The 18,489-nt window shown below is 58.8% G+C and carries 16 protein-coding genes; 3 read left to right on the forward strand and 13 right to left on the reverse strand.

The window, feature by feature from the left end:
• Positions 1-26: 26 nt before the first annotated feature.
• Genes ACTRWH_RS07200 through ACTRWH_RS07210 form a run of 3 tightly spaced genes read left to right on the forward strand, consistent with a single transcriptional unit; the run spans position 27 to position 4,068 of the window.
• Positions 27-1,835, forward strand: coding sequence for an SLC13 family permease (locus ACTRWH_RS07200; protein WP_462826186.1), 1,809 nt, complete (start codon positions 27-29; stop codon positions 1,833-1,835).
• 9 nt (positions 1,836-1,844) lie between these two features.
• Positions 1,845-3,314 (forward strand): selenoneine synthase SenA, encoded by a 1,470-nt coding sequence (senA, locus tag ACTRWH_RS07205; protein ID WP_462826187.1) that lies wholly within the window; start codon positions 1,845-1,847, stop codon positions 3,312-3,314.
• 10 nt (positions 3,315-3,324) lie between these two features.
• Positions 3,325-4,068, forward strand: a complete 744-nt coding sequence (locus ACTRWH_RS07210) for a putative 4-mercaptohistidine N1-methyltransferase (RefSeq protein WP_036210573.1) — start codon at positions 3,325-3,327, stop codon at positions 4,066-4,068.
• On the opposite strand, the gene ACTRWH_RS07215 is transcribed toward ACTRWH_RS07210, so the two are convergent.
• From ACTRWH_RS07215 to ACTRWH_RS07275, 13 genes are all read right to left on the reverse strand, one after another.
• The gene (locus ACTRWH_RS07215; protein ID WP_036210570.1) at positions 4,069-4,710 is read right to left on the reverse strand and encodes a methyltransferase domain-containing protein; all 642 of its coding nucleotides are present in this window, start codon (positions 4,708-4,710) and stop codon (positions 4,069-4,071) included.
• Positions 4,710-6,284 (reverse strand): cation:proton antiporter family protein, encoded by a 1,575-nt coding sequence (locus ACTRWH_RS07220; RefSeq protein ID WP_036210567.1) that lies wholly within the window; start codon positions 6,282-6,284, stop codon positions 4,710-4,712. Before ACTRWH_RS07220 ends, ACTRWH_RS07215 begins: the two co-directional genes overlap by 1 nt.
• A 105-nt stretch (positions 6,285-6,389) precedes the next feature.
• On the reverse strand, positions 6,390-7,337 hold the full coding sequence (locus ACTRWH_RS07225; protein WP_036210564.1) for an alpha/beta fold hydrolase: 948 nt from the start codon (positions 7,335-7,337) through the stop codon (positions 6,390-6,392).
• Between the two features lie 44 nt (positions 7,338-7,381).
• Positions 7,382-8,668 (reverse strand): phosphoribosylamine--glycine ligase, encoded by a 1,287-nt coding sequence (gene purD, locus ACTRWH_RS07230; protein WP_462826188.1) that lies wholly within the window; start codon positions 8,666-8,668, stop codon positions 7,382-7,384.
• A gap of 21 nt (positions 8,669-8,689) precedes the next feature.
• Positions 8,690-10,270 (reverse strand): bifunctional phosphoribosylaminoimidazolecarboxamide formyltransferase/IMP cyclohydrolase, encoded by a 1,581-nt coding sequence (gene purH, locus ACTRWH_RS07235; RefSeq protein ID WP_462826189.1) that lies wholly within the window; start codon positions 10,268-10,270, stop codon positions 8,690-8,692.
• A gap of 85 nt (positions 10,271-10,355) precedes the next feature.
• Positions 10,356-10,673 carry a DNA-binding transcriptional regulator Fis gene (fis, locus tag ACTRWH_RS07240; protein WP_007154166.1) on the reverse strand — a complete coding sequence of 106 codons (318 nt, stop codon included), beginning with the start codon at positions 10,671-10,673 and terminating at the stop codon, positions 10,356-10,358.
• A complete protein-coding gene (gene dusB / locus ACTRWH_RS07245) occupies positions 10,670-11,665 on the reverse strand; it encodes a tRNA dihydrouridine synthase DusB (protein WP_174447645.1) in 996 nt (331 codons plus the stop codon). The genes fis and dusB overlap by 4 nt, the downstream gene beginning before the upstream one ends.
• A 219-nt stretch (positions 11,666-11,884) precedes the next feature.
• Positions 11,885-13,141, reverse strand: coding sequence for a DUF3426 domain-containing protein (locus ACTRWH_RS07250; protein ID WP_085678870.1), 1,257 nt, complete (start codon positions 13,139-13,141; stop codon positions 11,885-11,887).
• A 62-nt stretch (positions 13,142-13,203) separates the two neighbouring features.
• Positions 13,204-14,100 carry a 50S ribosomal protein L11 methyltransferase gene (gene prmA / locus ACTRWH_RS07255; protein ID WP_007154163.1) on the reverse strand — a complete coding sequence of 299 codons (897 nt, stop codon included), beginning with the start codon at positions 14,098-14,100 and terminating at the stop codon, positions 13,204-13,206.
• Positions 14,101-14,138: 38 nt separating this feature from the next.
• Positions 14,139-15,485 (reverse strand): acetyl-CoA carboxylase biotin carboxylase subunit, encoded by a 1,347-nt coding sequence (gene accC / locus ACTRWH_RS07260; RefSeq protein ID WP_036210545.1) that lies wholly within the window; start codon positions 15,483-15,485, stop codon positions 14,139-14,141.
• A 16-nt stretch (positions 15,486-15,501) separates the two neighbouring features.
• Entirely contained in the window at positions 15,502-15,960 is a 459-nt protein-coding gene (accB, locus tag ACTRWH_RS07265) for an acetyl-CoA carboxylase biotin carboxyl carrier protein (protein WP_007154161.1), read from the reverse strand.
• A gap of 28 nt (positions 15,961-15,988) precedes the next feature.
• A complete protein-coding gene (gene aroQ, locus ACTRWH_RS07270; protein ID WP_036210542.1) occupies positions 15,989-16,429 on the reverse strand; it encodes a type II 3-dehydroquinate dehydratase in 441 nt (146 codons plus the stop codon).
• Positions 16,430-16,724: 295 nt separating this feature from the next.
• The gene (locus ACTRWH_RS07275; protein WP_036210539.1) at positions 16,725-18,338 is read right to left on the reverse strand and encodes a diguanylate cyclase; all 1,614 of its coding nucleotides are present in this window, start codon (positions 18,336-18,338) and stop codon (positions 16,725-16,727) included.
• Positions 18,339-18,489: the final 151 nt, after the last annotated feature.

The raw sequence follows: 18,489 nt of genomic DNA on the forward strand, positions 1-18,489 counted from the left end.
GTCGGATGTAAAATTAAGGGGTAGGCGTGACCACAGAGCAGGGAATTGTCTTCGCAGTGTTGGGGGCCACGCTGGCTCTGTTCATCTGGAACCGGCTGCGGTTCGATGTGGTGGCGATGCTGGCGTTGTTGGCGATTGCCATTACCGGGCTGGTGCCCACTGACGAACTGTTTGCCGGCTTTGGTCACCCTGCCGTGGTGACCGTTGCGGCGGTTCTGGTGATCAGTCAGGGCCTGGTGAATGGCGGTGTGGTGGATAACATAGCCCGGTTCCTGGGGAAGGTAGGGCACCGCCCCACCATACAGGTGCTTACCCTGACGGCGGTCGTTGCGCTCTGTTCCGGTTTTATCAACAACGTGGGTGCGTTGGCGCTGTTGATGCCGGTAGCGGTGTGGATGTCCAGGGAGGCAGGGCGCTCGCCCTCATTGCTGCTGATGCCACTGGCGTTTGGTTCGCTGCTTGGAGGCACCATGACCCTGATCGGGACGCCTCCGAACATTATCATTGCCAGCTATCGGGAAGGCAGCGAAGCGTTTGGTCTGTTCGATTTTGCGCCGGTGGGCGCTGCGATCACCTTTGCCGGTGTCGCTTTCATCGCCCTGGTGGGGTGGCGATTGACGCCCAGAAGGGGCGACGAAAGTGGGGATGACGACAAGCTTTTCAGCGTTGGCGACTACCTGACCGAACTGAAGATCCCCGAAGGTTCTCCCCATGCCGGCGCGACACTCCACAACCTGCTGGCGGAAAGCGGGGAAGACCGGGACGTGGTGGTGCTGGCGCTGATTCGCGACGACAAACGCCAGCTTGCGCCATCAACCTACAAGGTACTGCAAGAGAATGACCTGCTTCTGGTGGAATCGGACACCGAGAGCCTGCAGGCGTTCCTCGACAACACCGGCCTGGAACTCGGTAGCCAGGATGACTCCGAATCCGAAGAGGACAAAACGGCACGGAAAAGCCGTAAAAAGGAACTGAATGAAGGTGAGGTGCAGCTGACTGAAGCGGTGATCACCCCTGAATCTTCCCTGGTGGGGCAGACGGCCAATCGCCTCAATTTGCGCGAGCGCAACGGCCTCAATATTGTTGCCGTTGCCCGGCAGGGGCATCGGCTGAAGCGCCGGCTGGGGGATATTCGCTTCAATGCCGGTGATATTCTGCTGGTGCAGGGCTTCGAAGACACACTGACCGGTACGCTGTCCAACCTCGGTTGTCTGCCGCTGGCCGAACGCGGGTTGCGCCTGGGCTCTTCCCGCAAGACCCTGCTGGCATCCGGCATCTTTATCATCAGTATCGTTGCCATTGTCAGCGGTTGGCTGTCAGCCCCGGTGGCGTTGGTGTCCGGCGCTGTGGCCATGGTTTTGACCAAGCTGATTGACGCCCCCGGTGCCTACCGGGCCATCGACTGGTCTGTGATTGTGCTGCTGGCGGCGATGATCCCGGTGGGACAGGCGCTGGAAACCACGGGTGGCGCAGAGCTGATCGCCGGCCAGATGCTGGCAATTGGTGACGGACTGGCCCCGTCGGCCGTGCTGGTCATGGTTCTGGTGGGAACCATGCTGTTATCGAACGTGGTCAATAACGCGGCGGCGGCCATTCTGGTGGCGCCTATTGCACTGAGCCTGTCCGCTGAACTTGGCATGGCTTCCGATGCGGTGCTGATGGCGGTCGCAGTTGGCGCCTCCTGCGCCTTCCTGACGCCCATCGGTCACCAGTCGAATGCGCTGGTGATGGAGCCCGGAGGCTATCAGTTTGGCGACTACTGGCGTTTGGGCTTGCCGCTGTCGATCCTGGTCACCGCTGTTGCCGTACCGATGATCCTGCTGGTTTGGGGGTGATGAAGGGTGATGAAGGGTGATGAGCGCGAGCATCGAGAGCGTTCCCTGTACCAGGCTCTCTGTTATGCTGAAGGCGAGAAACGGGTAATCGACGGAGCCGACATGACGCAGAGCGAACAGGCGCAGAAAACAGAACTGCTGGCCGAGTTGGAGGCGACCCGCCAACGGACCTTTGAACTGGTGGACTCCCTCAGTGATGAGCAGCTTGAGGTGCCCTACCACCCGGGCGTGAACCCGCCACTTTGGGAAATGGGGCACGCGAGCTTTTTCTACGAAGTGTTCGTTTTTAACCTTCTGGATGGAACCCCGAGCTACGATCCGTCCATGGATGACCTGTGGGATTCGTTTCACATTGATCATGGAGACCGTTGGAGTCGCAAACTCTTCCCCGGCCGTGAGCAAACCCTTCAGTATTTCAACACCATCTACGATCGTGTTGCGTCGCGCATCGCACAGCAACCACTGACCAACGAGGCCCTGTACCTCTATCGCTACGCCATTTATCACCAGCACATGCACATTGAGTCGATGACGTGGTGTCGGCAGACGGTTGCCCTGCCTGCTCCCCCCGGTATTGTTGGCGCCTTGCCAGAACGTGTGGAGCCTCTGCCCGGCGATGCACTCATCCCCGGCGGTCGCTACCAGATTGGAATGCCGGGCGAGTCTGACTGCTACGCCACCACCGACTTTTCCTTTGATGGGGAAAAGCCGCGTATCGAAACCACGGTGGAGCCGTTTGCAATTTCCCGCCACCTTGTTTCTAACCTCGATTTCCTGGCGTTCGTTGAGGATGATGGCTACCGGCGACCTGAACTCTGGTCTTTCGGAGGACGCAAGTGGTTGAGTACCGAGACCGATACTGCCCTGGTGCATGGGAGCTCCCAGCCAATGTTGCGGGAGCCCAGGCATCCACTTTACTGGCGCTGGCACGAGGGCGAATGGCAGGAGCGTGTGTTTGACCGCTGGCAGGCCCTGAATCTGGATGCGCCTGTCGTCCATGTCAGCTATTGGGAGGCCGAGGCCTATTGCCAGTGGGCCGGCCGCCGCTTGCCAACAGAAGTGGAGTGGGAGGCTGCGGCACTGGGTAACCGGATTGGCGAGGATTTTCGTCGTTTTCCCTGGGGGAATGAACGCCCAACACCCGACCATGCGGATCTCGACGCCACCCACATGGCGCAGCAGCCGGTGTGGGATTATCCGGCGGGTGATAGCCGCTCCGGCTGTTGCCAGATGATCGGCAGTGTCTGGGAATGGACCAGCAGTCAGTTTCTTCCCTACGACGGATTCAGGGTCGATATGTACCCCTTTATGTCTACCTTGCAGTTCGGTGATCACAAGGTGACCCGGGGTGGTGGGTGTGCGACATCCTCATGCCTGATCCGGGGCACTTACAGGCAAGCCTATCTGCCCCTTCGCAACGACGTGTACACCGGGTTTCGCACCTGTGCGCTGTCGGATTCGGCTTCTGGTACACGCTGAGGATCTTGATATGAATGTCTATGAAACCGACGAACTACTCGGGCAGTACCTGGGGTTCCATTTTGGTGAAAGCCATTTCGGAGTGGGAAATTATCCCGCCCGCTGCGCCGGTATCTGCCAGGAGTTGATGGCAGGCCGGGATAAACGACGAGCGCTTGATCTTGGGTGCGCGGTGGGCCGAACCGCCTTTGAGCTTGGCCGGGTCTTTGACCATGTGGTGGGAGTGGACCTTTCCCGCCGGTTTATCGATGCGGCGACTACCCTGCAGAAGACCGGAGAGATCGATTACTTCCGCCGCGACGAAGGGGAGCTTGGCGAACGCATAACAGTGAGCCTGAATGCCCTGGGGCTCGACCGGGCGACTGAAAAAGTATCGTTTGCCACCGGCGACGCCAGCAACCTGGGGCCGGAACATGTGGATTATGACCTGGTCTTCGCGGGCAACCTGATTGACCGTCTTCAGGATCCGGGCGCCTTCCTGGAAAGCATCCATAGACGCCTGGCTCTGGGCGGCACCCTGGTGATCAGCTCGCCCTATACCTTGATGGATGAATTCACCCCGATTGCCAACTGGATTGGCGGATACGAACGCAATGGCCAACCCTATACGGTCTATCAGGGTATGAAAGAGATACTCTCGCACCATTTTGAAGAGATACAGCCGCCCAGGGATGTGCCGTTTGTCATCCGGGAAACCCGCCGTAAATTTCAGCACACCATTGCGGAGCTCAGTGCCTGGCGTCGAACCCGGTGATCAGTCCCGGCGGGTAAAAAATGCTGTCTGGGTAGGGTGCCCAACGTCGGGTACGTAGTCTCCAATGCCTCCAAATCGCACGTCATAGCCGTTGCGCTCGGCCACACCACGGGCCCAGCGCTGGAACTTGGGCCTGTCCCATTCGAATTTGTGGTCTTCCTCGCGGAATTCACCCGGCGCCAGGTCGAACAGGGGGTTGTACTCCCGATTTGGCGTGGTCATGAACAGATACCCTGGCCGGTATTCCCCGAACACCGCGCGTTCCACCCTCGACAGCTGCTCTGGCCGGACATGTTCAATGGTTTCCACCATGGCGGCCGCATCGTAGCCGGTCAGGGCAGGATTGCTCTCGGCATAGGAACCGCGGACCAGCCGGATCCTCGGAGTTTCTTCGCACAGGTATTCAGCGAGCACGGCACGGGCCTGCTGAAGAGACACGCCGGAATCCTCAAGGCCGGTTATGCTCTCGAACTGTGGGTCGGCAAGCATGCGGTAGAGCAGGGAGCCGGAACCGCAACCCAGGTCGAGTACACGCCTTGCCCCAGTCGACTTCAGGGTACGCAATACGAAATCCAGACGCTCCTCGTGGAGGGAGGTCATCTGGGTCATCATGCTGTTATCCGGAGCCTTGAGTTCGTGCATCAGGCTTTTGCGTTCTCCGTTGGTGATGGTGCCTGGCCGTCGCGATGCAACACCTGGCTTGCCAGGGCGACGCCGGTTTCACTCATGGTCAGGTAAGCCTCGTCCGCACCGGCTTCGCGAATTCGCTCTGCTTCGTCGGCGTACAGGGTATGCGCCACAATATAGCCGGTGAAGCCCTTTTTCCGAAGGTTTCTGGCGGCGATCAGTTTGCCTTCGATGTCGCCCATGGCAAGGATGACGGCTTCAACCGCCGGCATGTGCAGCCCTTGCCAGAAAGAGATGTCCTCCGCATCTCCGAAGACCACATTTCGTCCTTCCTTCTGGTGTTTTTCCACCTTTGCCGGGTCGGAGTCAAGCGCCTTGATCAGTGGCTCCTCACGAGCAAGCTGGTCATAGGCGGCTGAGCCGGTACGGCCCATACCCATCACTAGTAATCTGGTGTTGCCCAGGGAGATCGGTTGTTCGTCGGGGTGGCGCCGCTGGCTCTCAAAGGGAGCCAGACGGGCACTGAAGCGCTCATAGACCGTGTGGGAAAGCCGGTTCACGGGGGCAGACACCACGAAGGACAGTGCCACGGTGATGGCCAGGGGGACCAGCCACTCCGGCAGGGCGACACTAGCCACGATAAGGCCAAATTCACTATAGTTGGTCAGTGACAGGGCGCTCAGGAAACTGCTGCGAGAGCGCAGGCGGAAGGCCAGCAACAGGAAGAAAAACAGCACCCCTTTCAGGGGCACTACCAGCAGCGCTACGGCTGCAAACAGCAATGCCTCACCATCCGGCAGGCCGCCGATGCCAATCTGCAGGAAAAAGCCCACCAGGAACATTTCCTTTACGCTCCATAGCGATTTGGCCAGTTCCTGGGCACGTGGGTGGTTGGCCAGCATGGCGCCAAGCACCAGGGCGCCAAGCTCCGAGCTCAGCCCCACTGCTTCAAAACCGAGCCCGCCAAGAACCAGAGCCAGCAGGAGCCCGAGCAGAACCAGCAACTCATCGTGACCACTGGCATCCAGCAGTTTGAACAGCAGCGGTCTGAGCAGAGGCAGGCCAAAGATGATCAGCGCCCACTGGGAGGGCGTCTGGCCGGCGGCCAGACTCATCACCACGAGGGCAATCAGATCCTGCATGATCAGGATTCCGATGGCGACACGCCCATGGAAGGCTCTCAGTTCACGCTTGGTTTCCAGCACCTTGGCGGCCAGCACGGTACTGGAAAAGGAGAGTGCGATGGCGAGCAGAAATGCAGTCTGCCACGTGAGTTCCATCAGCAGGTAGAGGCCGGGGGTAAACACCGCACAGGTGATGCCAAAGTGAAGCAGGCTGCCGCCGATGACTTCAGGGCTGATGATGGAACGTAGCTTCAGCTTCAGGCCAACGGTAAACAGCAGCAACAGGACGCCCAGGTGGGCGATGTGTTCAAGAACATCCGTAGCTTCAATGGCCAGGTCAGTGGCGGCGGAGAGACCGCTCAGCACAAACCCTGCTGCCAGGTATCCCACCAGGGGCGGCAGGCCAATGGCTTTGACCGTCAGGCCGAGGACAAAGGCAAAGGATATCCATAGTGCTTCGGGCATGGGTCACTTCACGGTTTAGAAACAAGGCTCTGGCAAGGCTACCGTGTTTCCGTCGGGCCGTGTAGTCAAAACTGACTTGTCGTGCCAGTTATCACGCGTTGGCGATCACTTTCCCTGGCCGGTGGCGGTTGCGACGAACTCGCGGAACAAGCGTGCGGATTCTTCTGGCACCTCGACCATGGGGGCGTGGCCGACGCCTTCCAGAAGCACTTTACGGGCATCTGGGATTCGCTCGACGAACACATCAGCGTTGCGATAATTGATCACCCGGTCTTCCATACCCCAGACCACCAGAACCGGTGCCTGGATGCGGGTGATGGCATTGCGGAAGTCATCCTCGTAACCGGTATCCCGGATGGCATCGAAAATCACTTCGTTGACGTCGCGGTTGGCAATGGCCTTCTCTTCCATGACGTCGTAAATGGGCCAGGGCACGAAGGGTTTCTTCTCCAGCGCAAAATCAACCAGGCGTTCAAAGTCGCCCTCCTGGGAGGGGATCAGCGGATTGTCACCGCCCATGACCAGGCTGACCAACTCGCTGTCGTACTCAAAAATTCCCGCCGGATCAAAGAGGGTGGCGGTGCGGATCTGGTCCGGGTAGGTCGCTGCATAGAGAGCGGTGATGGCGCCCCCCATGGAGTTGCCCATCATGTGCGCTCTCTGGACGCCCAGAGCATCGAGAATCCTCGACAGGTGCCTGACCTGATCCTCGAATCGATATCCCAGGTCCAGCTCCTTGCTGCTGTCACCATGGCCGGGCAGGTCGATGGCATAGACGTTGAACTCATCCGTCAACTGCCGCGCCAGTCGGGTCCAGTTGTCCTTGTTGGCGCCAAAGCCATGGACGAGCACGATGGTGTCGCCGTCCACCGGCTCTGCATTGCTCAGGTAGGCAATGGTCATCTCACCAACGGTGATACTGGATTCCTCCAGCCCGGCACTGGAGCGTTCCCAGCCAATGGCGTTGTCATACAGAGCCTGGCGGGAACAGGCACTGATCATCAAGGTGATGATCAGTATTGAGAGGGTCGACAGGACAGATCGTTGAGCCATCAGAGCGTTCCTTGCGAAGAGTGGGCAGATTCGGGCCTGCGCTATCAGGTGTTTTCCCTGGCAATCGCGCGATAGGCAATGTCCTTGCGATAGAAGGCACCGTCCCATGAAATGCGCGCAGCTACCTCGTAGGCGCGCTTCTGTGCCTCTGTGACGGTACTGCCCAGGGCCGTGGCGCACAGCACTCGTCCACCGTTGGTAGCCACCTGTTCCCCGTTCAAACGGGTACCGGCGTGGAAGACCTTCTCGCCCTCGATTTCCGATTCTGGCAGCCCGGATATGACGTCGCCCTTGTTGTAGCTGCCAGGATAGCCGCCCGCAGCCAGCACGATGCCCACGGAAGCGCGCTCGTCCCAGTCTGAACGGCACTGGTCAAGCTTGCCGTCAATGGCAGCCCCGCAGAGTTCCACCAGATCCGATTTCATCCGCAGCATGATGGGCTGGGTTTCCGGATCCCCAAAGCGGCAGTTGAATTCAATGACCTTGGGGGTACCTTCGCCATCGATCATCAGGCCGGCGTACAGGAAACCTTTGTAGGGGTGGCCTTCCGCGGCCATGCCGCGCACGGTGGGATAGATTACTTCGTCCATGATTCGCTTATGGACATCCTGAGTGACCACAGGAGCCGGGGAGTAGGCCCCCATGCCACCGGTATTCGGGCCAGTGTCACCGTCGCCCACACGCTTATGGTCCTGGGAGGTCGCCATGGGTAATACGTGCTCGCCATCTACCATGACGATAAAGCTGGCTTCTTCGCCATCCAGGAATTCCTCAACCACGACGCGGTTGCCTGCATCACCAAAGGCGTTACCGGCCAGCATGTCGCGGATGGCGTCTTCCGCCTCCTTCAGCGTCATGGCAACAATCACGCCTTTGCCCGCAGCCAGGCCATCGGCTTTCACCACGATGGGTGCGCCCTGCTTGCGTACATAATCCAGTGCCTGGTCCACGTCGGTGAAATTGGCGTAGGCGGCGGTGGGAATGTTCTGGCGATCCAGAAAGTCCTTGGTGAAGGCCTTGGAGCCTTCCAGCTGTGCGGCACCGGCACTGGGGCCGAACACCCGCAAACCACGCTCTTCGAACAGGTCTACAATGCCATCAACCAGCGGCGCCTCGGGGCCGACAATAGTCAGGCCCACATGGTTGGCCGCGGCAAAGTCCGCCAGGCCCTTGAGGTCCATCACGTCAATGTCGATGTTTTCCAGGCCGGGTTCGCGGGCGGTGCCGGCGTTACCCGGCGCGACGAATACCCGATCCGCGTCCGGTGATTGGGCGGCTTTCCAGGCCAGTGCGTGTTCGCGTCCGCCGGAGCCTATAACAAGAATATTCATGATCGGTTCCTGTGTGTCGGATTAGTGCCGGAAATGGCGCATGCCGGTAAACACCATGGCAATGCCGTGCTGGTTGGCTGCGTCGATCACTTCCTGGTCACGCATGGAGCCGCCCGGCTGGATCACGGCGGTAATGCCGGCTTCTGCGGCGGCGTCGATACCATCCCGGAAGGGGAAGAACGCATCGGACGCCATCACCGAGCCTTTTACCTCGAGGCCTTCATCGGCGGCTTTGATGCCGGCAATCTTGGCGCTGTAAACGCGGCTCATCTGGCCGGCGCCCACGCCGATGGTGCGGCCCGCCTTGGCGTAGACAATGGCGTTGGACTTGACGTACTTGGCCACTTCCCAGGCGAAAAGCAGGTCGTTCAGCTCCTGTTCGGATGGTTCACGCTCGCTGACCACCTTGACGTCTTCCATGGCGACCATGCCCAGGTCACGATCCTGAACCAGCAGGCCACCGGTGACGCGTTTGTAGTCCATGGATTTGGCGCGCTCGCCATCGAATTCGCCGCTGGCCAGCAGGCGGACATTTTTCTTGGCGGCAACCAGTTCCAATGCCTCCGGCGCGATGGTTGGGGCAATGATCACTTCCACGAACTGGCGGTCAATGATGGCCTTGGCGGTTTCCGCGTCCAATTCTCGGTTGAAGGCAATGATGCCGCCAAACGCAGAGGTGGGGTCGGTGGCGAAGGCCAGGTCGTAGGCCTGTAGGATATCGGCACCGATGGCCACACCGCAGGGGTTGGCGTGCTTGACGATCACGCAGGCGGGATCGGCGAAGGGCTTGACGCATTCCAGCGCGGCGTCGGTGTCGGCGACGTTGTTGTAAGACAGTTCCTTGCCCTGAAGTTGTTTGGCGGTGGCTATGCAGGCTTCCCTGGGGTTGCGCTCGGTGTAGAAGGCAGCCCGCTGGTGGGGATTTTCTCCGTAGCGCATGTCCTGAACTTTCAGGAACTGGGTGTTGAAGGTGCGAGGGAAATCGGCGTTGTCGTTGTCGGCGGTGCGGCCGCCGAGATAGTTGGCGATAGCACCGTCATAGCCGGCAGTGTGCTCGAAGGCCTTCACGGCCAGGTCAAAGCGCGTGGTGTAGCTCAGCTCGCCGTCGTTGGCTTCCAGCTCTTTCAGAACACGGCTGTAATCAGAGGCGCTCACCACAATGGCCACGTCGTTGTGGTTCTTGGCAGCCGCGCGAACCATGGTAGGGCCGCCAATGTCGATGTTCTCAATGGCGGTGGCAAGGTCGCAGTCCGGTTTGGCGATGGCATTCTCAAATGGGTAGAGGTTTACAATCACCATGTCGATGGGGTTGATGCTGTGCTCTGCCATCACCGCGTCGTCGACGCTGCGACGACCAAGGATACCGCCGTGGATTTTCGGGTGCAGGGTTTTGACCCGGCCATCCATCATTTCCGGAAAGCCGGTGTAGTCACTGACTTCGGTGACGGGTACCTGGTTTTCCTGCAGGAGGCGAAAGGTGCCACCGGTAGAAAGCAGTTCGATGCCGCGATCGGTCAGTGCACGGCCGAATTCAACGATACCGGTTTTATCGGATACGCTGATCAGCGCACGACGGACGGGGGTATTAGCCTGATTTGCCATGGGTCACTTATTTCTGCTGGGTATGAACGAATGAAGGCCTCGCGAATGGTGTCCGGGAGGCCCTCGTTTCAATCGGGTAGCTGGATTATAGCAGACCGTACTGTTTGAGCTTCTTGCGCAGGGTGCCGCGGTTCAGGCCAAGCATGGTCGATGCCTTGGTCTGGTTATTGCGGGTGTACTTCATCACCTGCTCGAGCAGCGGGGCCTCTACTTCCGATAACACCAGTTGGTAGACCTCGGTCACCGGGGCGCCATCGAGTTGGGCAAAATAGTTTTTAAGGGCAACTTCCACGCTGTCGCGCAGGGTAACCGTGTTGCCGCTGCTGTTCACCGTTTGCAACTGATGAATATCATCGTTGGCAGGTGGGGTCAGGTTGTCTTTAGCCAAAGTCTCAGCGGTCATGCTGCGAATACCTCTCCATTTCGTAAGCCTGCAAAGTACTGTTGAATACTGTCTTTCTGCGCCATCGCGTCGTCAATGGCGTTGAAGCGTTTTCTGAACTGTTTGTCTTCGTCGTGGGACTGGAGGTACCAGCCCACGTGTTTCCTGGCAATTCGTACGCCCATGGTCTCGCCGTAAAAGCGGTGCAGGGCGTCCAGGTGTTCGCTTAATACCTGTTCCACCTCATCCACAGGCGGCTCCGCAAGGTGTTTGCCGGTTTCCAGGAAATGCAGGATTTCCCGGAAAATCCAGGGTCGTCCCTGTGCTCCACGGCCAATAAGCAACCCGTCAGCACCGGTGAACTTCAGTACATGCTGTGCCTGTTCCGGCGAGTTTATGTCGCCGTTGGCAAATACTGGAATGCTCACCCGGGACTTTACATCGGCGATCGTGTCGTACTCGGCCTCGCCTTTATAGGCATCGGCGCGGGTACGACCATGAATGGCCAGGGCCTGGATGCCAGCGTCTTCTGCCATGCGGGCGATCAGTGGCGCATTCCGATGTTCCCTGTCCCAGCCTGTGCGCATCTTCAGTGTCACCGGGATGTCCACGGCAGCCACGACCGCTTCCAGGATATCCCGCACCAGCGCCTCATCTTTCATCAGTGCTGAGCCGGCGGCCTTGTTACACACCTTCTTGGCCGGGCATCCCATGTTGATGTCGATGATCTGGGCACCGAACTCGGCATTCAGCCTGGCGGCGTTGGCCAGCATTTCAGGGTCGCCGCCGGCGATCTGCACAGAGCGGGGCTCGGGTTCACCTTCATGGTTCATGCGCGTTTGTGACTTGCGCGTATGCCACAGTTTGCTGTCCGCAATGACCATCTCGGATACAGCCAGCCCAGCGCCCATTCGCCGGCAGAGCAGGCGAAAAGGCCGGTCTGTTACACCGGCCATAGGTGCAACAATCAACGGATTGGGCAGGGTGTACGGCCCGATTTTTGCCGTTGGCAGCATGATCTGAATCCGTGTAACAGCGGGTTAAGCGAACGTCGGATGTGATCGGCTGCTCAATAAGTAACCGATCCTGATCCGAAGGGCGGTAATGATACCGCTGGCAGAGATCCTATTGAAGGGGCGAAGCCATGAAAAAATTGATTATTTTTCGTCCTTTCTGGTTGACTTTCAGTCTATTCGGTGGCCGCCCCCGCTTTCTGTCGAGTGAGGACTTGCTTACTCCTGATAGGCGCGGAAGGCGATATTGTAGTTCACGGCGTCCTTTCCAGGGTCGCGGATGTTGATGACGATCCTGACCGGGGTATCGGTCGGCATCGCCTCAAGATCACGGCCGTCTCCCGCCAGGTACTCGTCCGGTGTGAACACACTCTGGGCGACCACATCACCATTCAGGTTGGAGAACGTCAGGGCGATGGCGGGGAATGGCTGTTCAAAAGCGGCCCGGTTGATGATGACGGCATCAACCACCAGTTGGCTGCGGTTTTCCGGATTGGTTCGGACCACCAGTTTGCGGCTCTGGATGGCATCCACATTGATCAGTGGTTTCAGTTCGCACCCGGCGATTTCGCAGCCCTGTTCATAGAACGGGCGCAGTTCCGGTATGGAAGACAGGCGGTCGAACTGGAACCAGGTGACTTGCGCCACCAGGACGCCGATCAGTGCCAGGATAATCAGGGTCCATAGGACCGTTCTCACGCGGCCCCTGCCATTGCCTGCCACAGAGACCGGCTCCCTGCGCAGGTTGCTGTAGGGGGAGCCGGCGATAAGAGGTTCGTTGTCGGTTACCGGCCCGGCATCATAGTCGAAGGACGACGATTGGGGTTCATCGACGTAGAAGCCATCGGCGTTGTCCACCGGTTCCAGGCTCAGGTCTTCGGGTTCCCGTGGTGTTGCTTCGGGCTCACCCCAGACCTGTTCATCAAATGGCTCGTTCTCGAGTGGTTCTGATTCCGGTTGCTCGAATTTCGCAGGTTCTTCTTCTGGCGGCTCGGGTTCAACAGGGGCAGGCTTGGTCTTGCGCCTGGTGTCGTCTTCTTCGGACAACATCGCCTCGGCCCAGCTTTCATCGATTTTTTCGTGGGTTACGTCGTCGTTGTCGGTCTCGAACGTGCCACCGCTGCGCTCGTCGACAGTGCGAAAGCTGTCGCTCAACTCGTCGTCGGAGAAGGTCAGCCGGGTACCAGCGTATGGGCCCTCGGCAGCATCTTCCTCAGGGTTGTCCGCAAAAATCAGGTCATCATCCGAGGTGAACCCTGGATTTGCCGGAGCATCCTGCTGTTCCGGTGCGGACGGGCCGCTCTTTGGGCTGGATATGCCTGAAGCGCCCTCGTTTATCCGGTGTTCGACGGCATTGAACACCGCCATGCAGTTGCCGCAACGCACTTTTCCGCTGGCTACGCTCAGCTGTGCGTCGGTGACCCGGAACCGGGTTTCACATTTTGGGCATCGTGTCTGCAGGCTGCTCTGGGTCATGCTTCTTTCCTGTAGGCGGCATCGCTACGAGTCACGGAGTTTAGTTGGTTCGGCAGAATTCGTCACCTGTCGTTGCGCCGTCCTGTGAGCCGTATCCACTCCTCGCGTTGTTCCGGCTCGTCCATGATGAACCAGGGCTCGTAGGCTTCCATGACCTCCCGGGCCTGGTTGGACAGTATGCCGGACAACACAATATCACCGCCCGGTTTTACCTTTGCTGCCAACCTGGGTGCCAGGCCAATCAATGGCTGGGCCAGTATGTTGGCCAGCATGATGTCCGCCATGGTATCGGGTTCATCCCCGGGCAGGAACAGGTCCAGCCGGTCTTCTTCGACCTTGTTGCGGCGAGCATTTTCCCGGCTGGCTTCCAGTGCCTGGGGGTCTGTGTCGACTCCGATAACGTGGTCAGCGCCCAGTAATAGGGCTGCAAGACCCAGTATGCCGGAGCCGCAACCATAGTCGATCACTTGCCGTGAGGTCACGTCCTGACCATCAAGCCATTCCAGGCATAGAGCCGTGGTGGGGTGGGTTCCGGTGCCAAAGGCCAGGCCGGGATCCAGCAGCAGGTTGGCGGCGTGGGGATCTGGAGCGTCGTGCCAGCTGGGCACGATCCATAGCCGGTCACCGAAGCGCAGCGGCTTGAAGTCATCCATCCATTCGCGTTCCCAGTCCTTGTCTTCCACCAGGGTAACGTCGATGTCGGGTAATGACTGTTGTGTCTGCTGGTGCCAGGCATCCTTAACGGCGGCGCAGAGCTCTTCAATATCGCGATCGGACCCGAACAGGCCGGTGACACTGGTCTGGTGCCAGAGCGGCGTTGTACCCGGGTCGGGCTCGTACAGGGGCTGGTCTGCGGCATCTTCCATGGAGACGGCTTCGGCGCCCATCTCCATGAGCAGATCCTCAAGCTGGTCCGCGTTATCCGGATCAGCTGGGATCTGTAGTTGTATCCAGGGCATGTGGGTGTCCTGTTTGGTAGACGAATCGACTGATCGGGTCAGTCCCGAATCAGTTTTTCCAGATAATGGATGGTGAAGTCTACCTGTTTAAAGCCGCCATCGCGTACCAGTTTTCTGTGCAGCGCCTGGTTCGTCTTGATGCCCTCGACCACCAGTTCATCCAGCGCATTCTTCATGCGGCGGCGGGCAATTTCCCGATCGTCTCCCCAGGTGATCAGCTTGGCGACCATGGAGTCGTAGAATGGAGGTACGGTGTAGCCGCTGTACAGGTGAGAGTCTACCCGTACACCGTTACCGCCAGGCGCATGGAAGTGCTTGACCTTGCCCGGGCTGGGTACAAAGGTTTGCGGGTCTTCGGCGTTGATACGGCATTCCAGCGCGTGGCCGGAAATCTTGATCTCGTCCTGGGTGTATTGCAGGGGCAGGCCACTGGCAATGCGCAGCTGCTCGCGAACGATATCGACACCGGTCACCATCTCTGACACCGGATGCTCCACCTGCACCCGCGTGTTCATCTCGATAAAGTAGAAGGCGCCGTCCTGGTACAGGAACTCGAACGTACCTGCACCCACGTAGCCAATCTCCTTGCAGGCGTCGACACAGGCTTTCAGGGTCTTCTCACGCGCTTCCGGATCGATATTCGGCGCCGGGGCTTCTTCGATGACTTTCTGGTGCCTGCGTTGCATGGAGCAGTCACGGTCGCCAAGGTGGATGACGTTGCCGTGGGTGTCCGCCAGTACCTGCACTTCGACGTGGCGGGGGCGTTCCAGATATTTTTCGAGATAAACCGTAGCATCCCCGAAAGAGTTCTTGGCTTCCGACTGTGTGACCTGCACGCTCTTCAGCAGGGCCGCTTCGGAATGCACCACCTGCATGCCGCGGCCACCACCGCCAGAGGCGGCTTTGATAATGACCGGATAGCCAATTCTACGGGCAACTTCCAGGGTGCGATTGTCGTCGTCCGTCAACGGGCCATCGGAGCCGGGCACGGTAGGGACGCCCGCTGCAATCATTGAGTTGATGGCGGAGACTTTGTTGCCCATCAGGCGAATGGTATCGGCTCTGGGGCCGATAAAGCGGAAGCCGCTTTTCTCAACCTGTTCAGCGAAATCCGCGTTCTCGGCGAGGAAGCCGTAACCGGGATGGATGCCGACGGAATCCGTCACTTCAGCCGCACTGATAATAGTCGGGATGTTCAGGTAACTGTCCGCAGCACTGTTGGGGCCGATACAGACCGACTCGTCCGCCAGGCGAACATGCATGAGGTCTCGGTCGATCTGGGAGTGGACAGCCACGGTTTTGATGCCCAGCTCCTTGCAGGCGCGCAGGATGCGCAGGGCAATTTCGCCGCGATTTGCGATCAGGACTTTTTCTAACATAGCCATGAGAGTATCACCGGGTTCAGGAAATGATGATCATCGGCTGGTCGAACTCGACCGGCTGACCGTTCTCCACCAGGATCTCGGCGATGGTGCCGCTCTTGTCTGCCTCGATCTGGTTCATCATCTTCATGGCTTCGACGATGCACACCACGTCGCCGGCTTTCACTGATTGCCCGACTTCCACAAACGCTTTCGCGGTGGGTGAGGGCGAGCGGTAGAAGGTGCCGACCATTGGCGACTTCACCGCATGGCCGGAAGGCTCTGCCGGCTTTGCGGGCTCGTCGGCGGCTGGCGCGGACGGCTGCGGTGAGGCGGGCTGGGGTGCTGGTGACGGATACTGTGCCATATACTGTGGCGCAGCCAGTTGTTCACGACGCCGGGAGATGCGAACAGAATCATCACCCTCGTGAATCTCCAGCTCCTCGACGTCGGATTCCTCCAGCAGTTCGATAAGTTTCTTGATCTTGCGAATGTCCATAGTCAGTCCGATCCCGTTTTAATCAGTTCTATCGATGAATTCGTTGCAGGGCGGCTTCGAGTGCAAGGTCGTACCCCAGGCTGCCCAGCCCGCAGATAACGCCATCGGCGATATCAGAAAAGTATGAGTGATGACGGAATGCTTCCCGCGCATGCACGTTGGAAAGATGGACCTCAATAAACGGTATGCCCGAGGCCAACATGGCGTCCCGCAGTGCAACACTGGTGTGGGTGAACGCCGCCGGGTTGAAGATGATGAAATCAACCCCTTCTGATCTGGCTTCATGTATCCGCTCAATCAGTTCATATTCCGCGTTTGACTGTAAATGTAGCAGGTGATGGCCATCTTCGGCGGCTTTCCGGTGCAAACGGTCGTCAATGTCCGCCAACGACTCGTGGCCGTACACCTCCGGCTCGCGGGTTCCCAGCATGTTCAGGTTGGGGCCATGAAGTACGAGTATGGTCGACATGATTTCGTCTGCCTTGCTGACTTTTTTACAGGATCGCCGAATTTAGCGACATTTTCCCACAATGGTGCGTTCTTGAAGTCTTCAGATCAACACTTTTTGACAATCGGGTGTGTGTCGAAAAGTATCTTATCTCTGTGTCGAAAAGAATCTTACCCGCGCACAAGCAATCTTTGTCGTTTGCACGGTCATTGTCGTGAAGGGGGATCAGGAGTTCTATAAGACGTTGGTTTCATAGAACGGCCCCGAGAGCGGGGCGGGGCCGTTGCTGGGGAGAGCCCGCCAGTGGCGTTTGGGCTCAGTCGCCGGCGGCGGTCACGCAGTTGCGGCCCTGGGCCTTGGACCGGTAAAGGGCCTTGTCCGCCCGTTCGCAGAGAGCCTGGGAGGTATCACCCTTCCAGGCGGCAACGCCGCAACTGAAGGTGACATTAAACTCCCGGTCGCCAGCCGGTTGCAGCAGCTCCGAGAAACGCTCGCGGATTTCGTTCAGCACATTGCGGGCATCGCTCTCGCGGGTGTCCGGCAGAATAATGGCAAATTCCTCGCCACCGTATCGGCCAATGTGGTCGGTCTTGCGCAAGCGCTGTTTCAGGAACATGGACAAACTTCGCAGCACGCGGTCGCCAATGGGATGGCCAAACGTGTCATTCACCTTCTTGAAGTAGTCGATGTCGATCATTGCAAAGCACAGTTGCTGGTCTTTCTGCCGCGCCCGCACGATCTCCTGATCGAGCAGGTGCAGGGTATGAGTGTGATTGAATAGGCCGGTGAGGCTGTCGCGGATCATCAGCGCCAGCAGTGACCGGGCGCGGCGGCCCCGATTGTGTATGGTGGAGATCAGGTGTTTCGGGTCAATCGGCTTGGTCAGGAAGTCATCGCCCCCCAGGCTCATGGCATGCAGCTGTTTGGAAACGTCTTCTTCGGCGGATAGGTAGATGATTGGCACGCTATGAAAACGGTCCTGCTGGCGGATTACCCGCGCGATTTCCATGCCGGTGCAGCCGGGCATGTACATGTCCAGAATGATGATCTCCGGCGAGAACGACTCCAATGCATGAATGATTTCCATCGGATCGGTGATGATGTGGGCATTCATGCCCGCTTTTTTCAGAACCGTTTCCATGAACTTGGCCTGAGCGCGGGAGTCATCCAGCACCAGCACTTTGTAGGGCTCAACGGTATTGCCGTGGGTGTAGGTCTCGATCTTCTCGATCAGCTGGCCGGGGTCAACCGCCGGGTAGAAGAATTCCTCGCCACCGCAGCGGGACGCCCGCAGACGGGTTTGGATGGTGCCATCTTCGTCGCTCATGAAGATGATGGGGATGGGTGTGTCGTGTCGCTCCTGAAGCCGCTCGATGGTGGCAATTCCGCTCAGCGGCTCGCCGCCGTAGTTAACGTCCATCAGGATGGTTTCGGGTTTGTGAAGTGCGCAGGCTTCGATCAGCTTGTCGGCGGTGTTGAACGCTGACGCACGGAAGCCGAAGAACTCAAGCTGCCGGATCAGGCGGCTGGCCATCTCCTCGCTTGCCAGAGCAATATAGACGGGCGTGCGTCGATACTGTTGGGGAGCCTCGCTGGCTTCCTGGTCGGTCCGTCTCAACGTGCATTGGGACAGCTGCTCTATGGCGTCCTGGAGCTTGCGATCCAGGCTTTCGGGAAGCGCGGTGCCTTCCGGCCACTCGCCGATCAGGTCAAAAACCTGGCGCCCGGAATCGGCATGGCTTTCCATGTCGAAGCGCTTTGCGTAGCGAACCAGCTTGTCGGCTGCCCTGGCAAAATCGCCCCTGAAGGCGGCAGACTGGCCGGTGTCTTCGTGGATCTTTTGCCATGTATCCAGGACGACGCGCGCCTGGGTGGTGACACGGCGAGCGAAGTGCTGCCTGAGTTTGTCTTTCTGGCTATCGTCGTTCATTGTGCTCCGGCCTGTGTTTTTCTCGTTCTGAGCCGCCCGTTTCCGGTACAAGCGGATATTTTCAACATTAGTCTTTTTGCAGAGTCTATAGTGTTTAATGTTGTCGGCGTAGGTGACGCTGTGTAAATGTTTGTCAACTCTGCGGGGCAGG

It is taken from the genome of Marinobacter sp. G5_S1_61_S3 (genome assembly GCF_054968585.1).

Excerpts from the sequence above, each read along its gene's own strand:
- accC (WP_036210545.1), bottom strand. The coding sequence starts at position 15,485 with ATGGCTATGTTAGAAAAAGTCCTGATCGCAAATCGCGGCGAAATTGCC.
- fis (WP_007154166.1), bottom strand. The coding sequence starts at position 10,673 with ATGACCGCTGAGACTTTGGCTAAAGACAACCTGACCCCACCTGCCAAC.
- accB (WP_007154161.1), bottom strand. The coding sequence starts at position 15,960 with ATGGACATTCGCAAGATCAAGAAACTTATCGAACTGCTGGAGGAATCC.
- ACTRWH_RS07275 (WP_036210539.1), bottom strand. The coding sequence starts at position 18,338 with ATGAACGACGATAGCCAGAAAGACAAACTCAGGCAGCACTTCGCTCGC.
- ACTRWH_RS07250 (WP_085678870.1), bottom strand. The coding sequence starts at position 13,141 with ATGACCCAGAGCAGCCTGCAGACACGATGCCCAAAATGTGAAACCCGG.
- ACTRWH_RS07220 (WP_036210567.1), bottom strand. The coding sequence starts at position 6,284 with ATGCCCGAAGCACTATGGATATCCTTTGCCTTTGTCCTCGGCCTGACG.
- purH (WP_462826189.1), bottom strand. The coding sequence starts at position 10,270 with ATGGCAAATCAGGCTAATACCCCCGTCCGTCGTGCGCTGATCAGCGTA.
- prmA (WP_007154163.1), bottom strand. The coding sequence starts at position 14,100 with ATGCCCTGGATACAACTACAGATCCCAGCTGATCCGGATAACGCGGAC.
- aroQ (WP_036210542.1), bottom strand. The coding sequence starts at position 16,429 with ATGTCGACCATACTCGTACTTCATGGCCCCAACCTGAACATGCTGGGA.
- ACTRWH_RS07215 (WP_036210570.1), bottom strand. The coding sequence starts at position 4,710 with ATGCACGAACTCAAGGCTCCGGATAACAGCATGATGACCCAGATGACC.
- ACTRWH_RS07210 (WP_036210573.1), top strand. The coding sequence starts at position 3,325 with ATGAATGTCTATGAAACCGACGAACTACTCGGGCAGTACCTGGGGTTC.
- purD (WP_462826188.1), bottom strand. The coding sequence starts at position 8,668 with ATGAATATTCTTGTTATAGGCTCCGGCGGACGCGAACACGCACTGGCC.
- ACTRWH_RS07225 (WP_036210564.1), bottom strand. The coding sequence starts at position 7,337 with ATGGCTCAACGATCTGTCCTGTCGACCCTCTCAATACTGATCATCACC.
- senA (WP_462826187.1), top strand. The coding sequence starts at position 1,845 with ATGAAGGGTGATGAGCGCGAGCATCGAGAGCGTTCCCTGTACCAGGCT.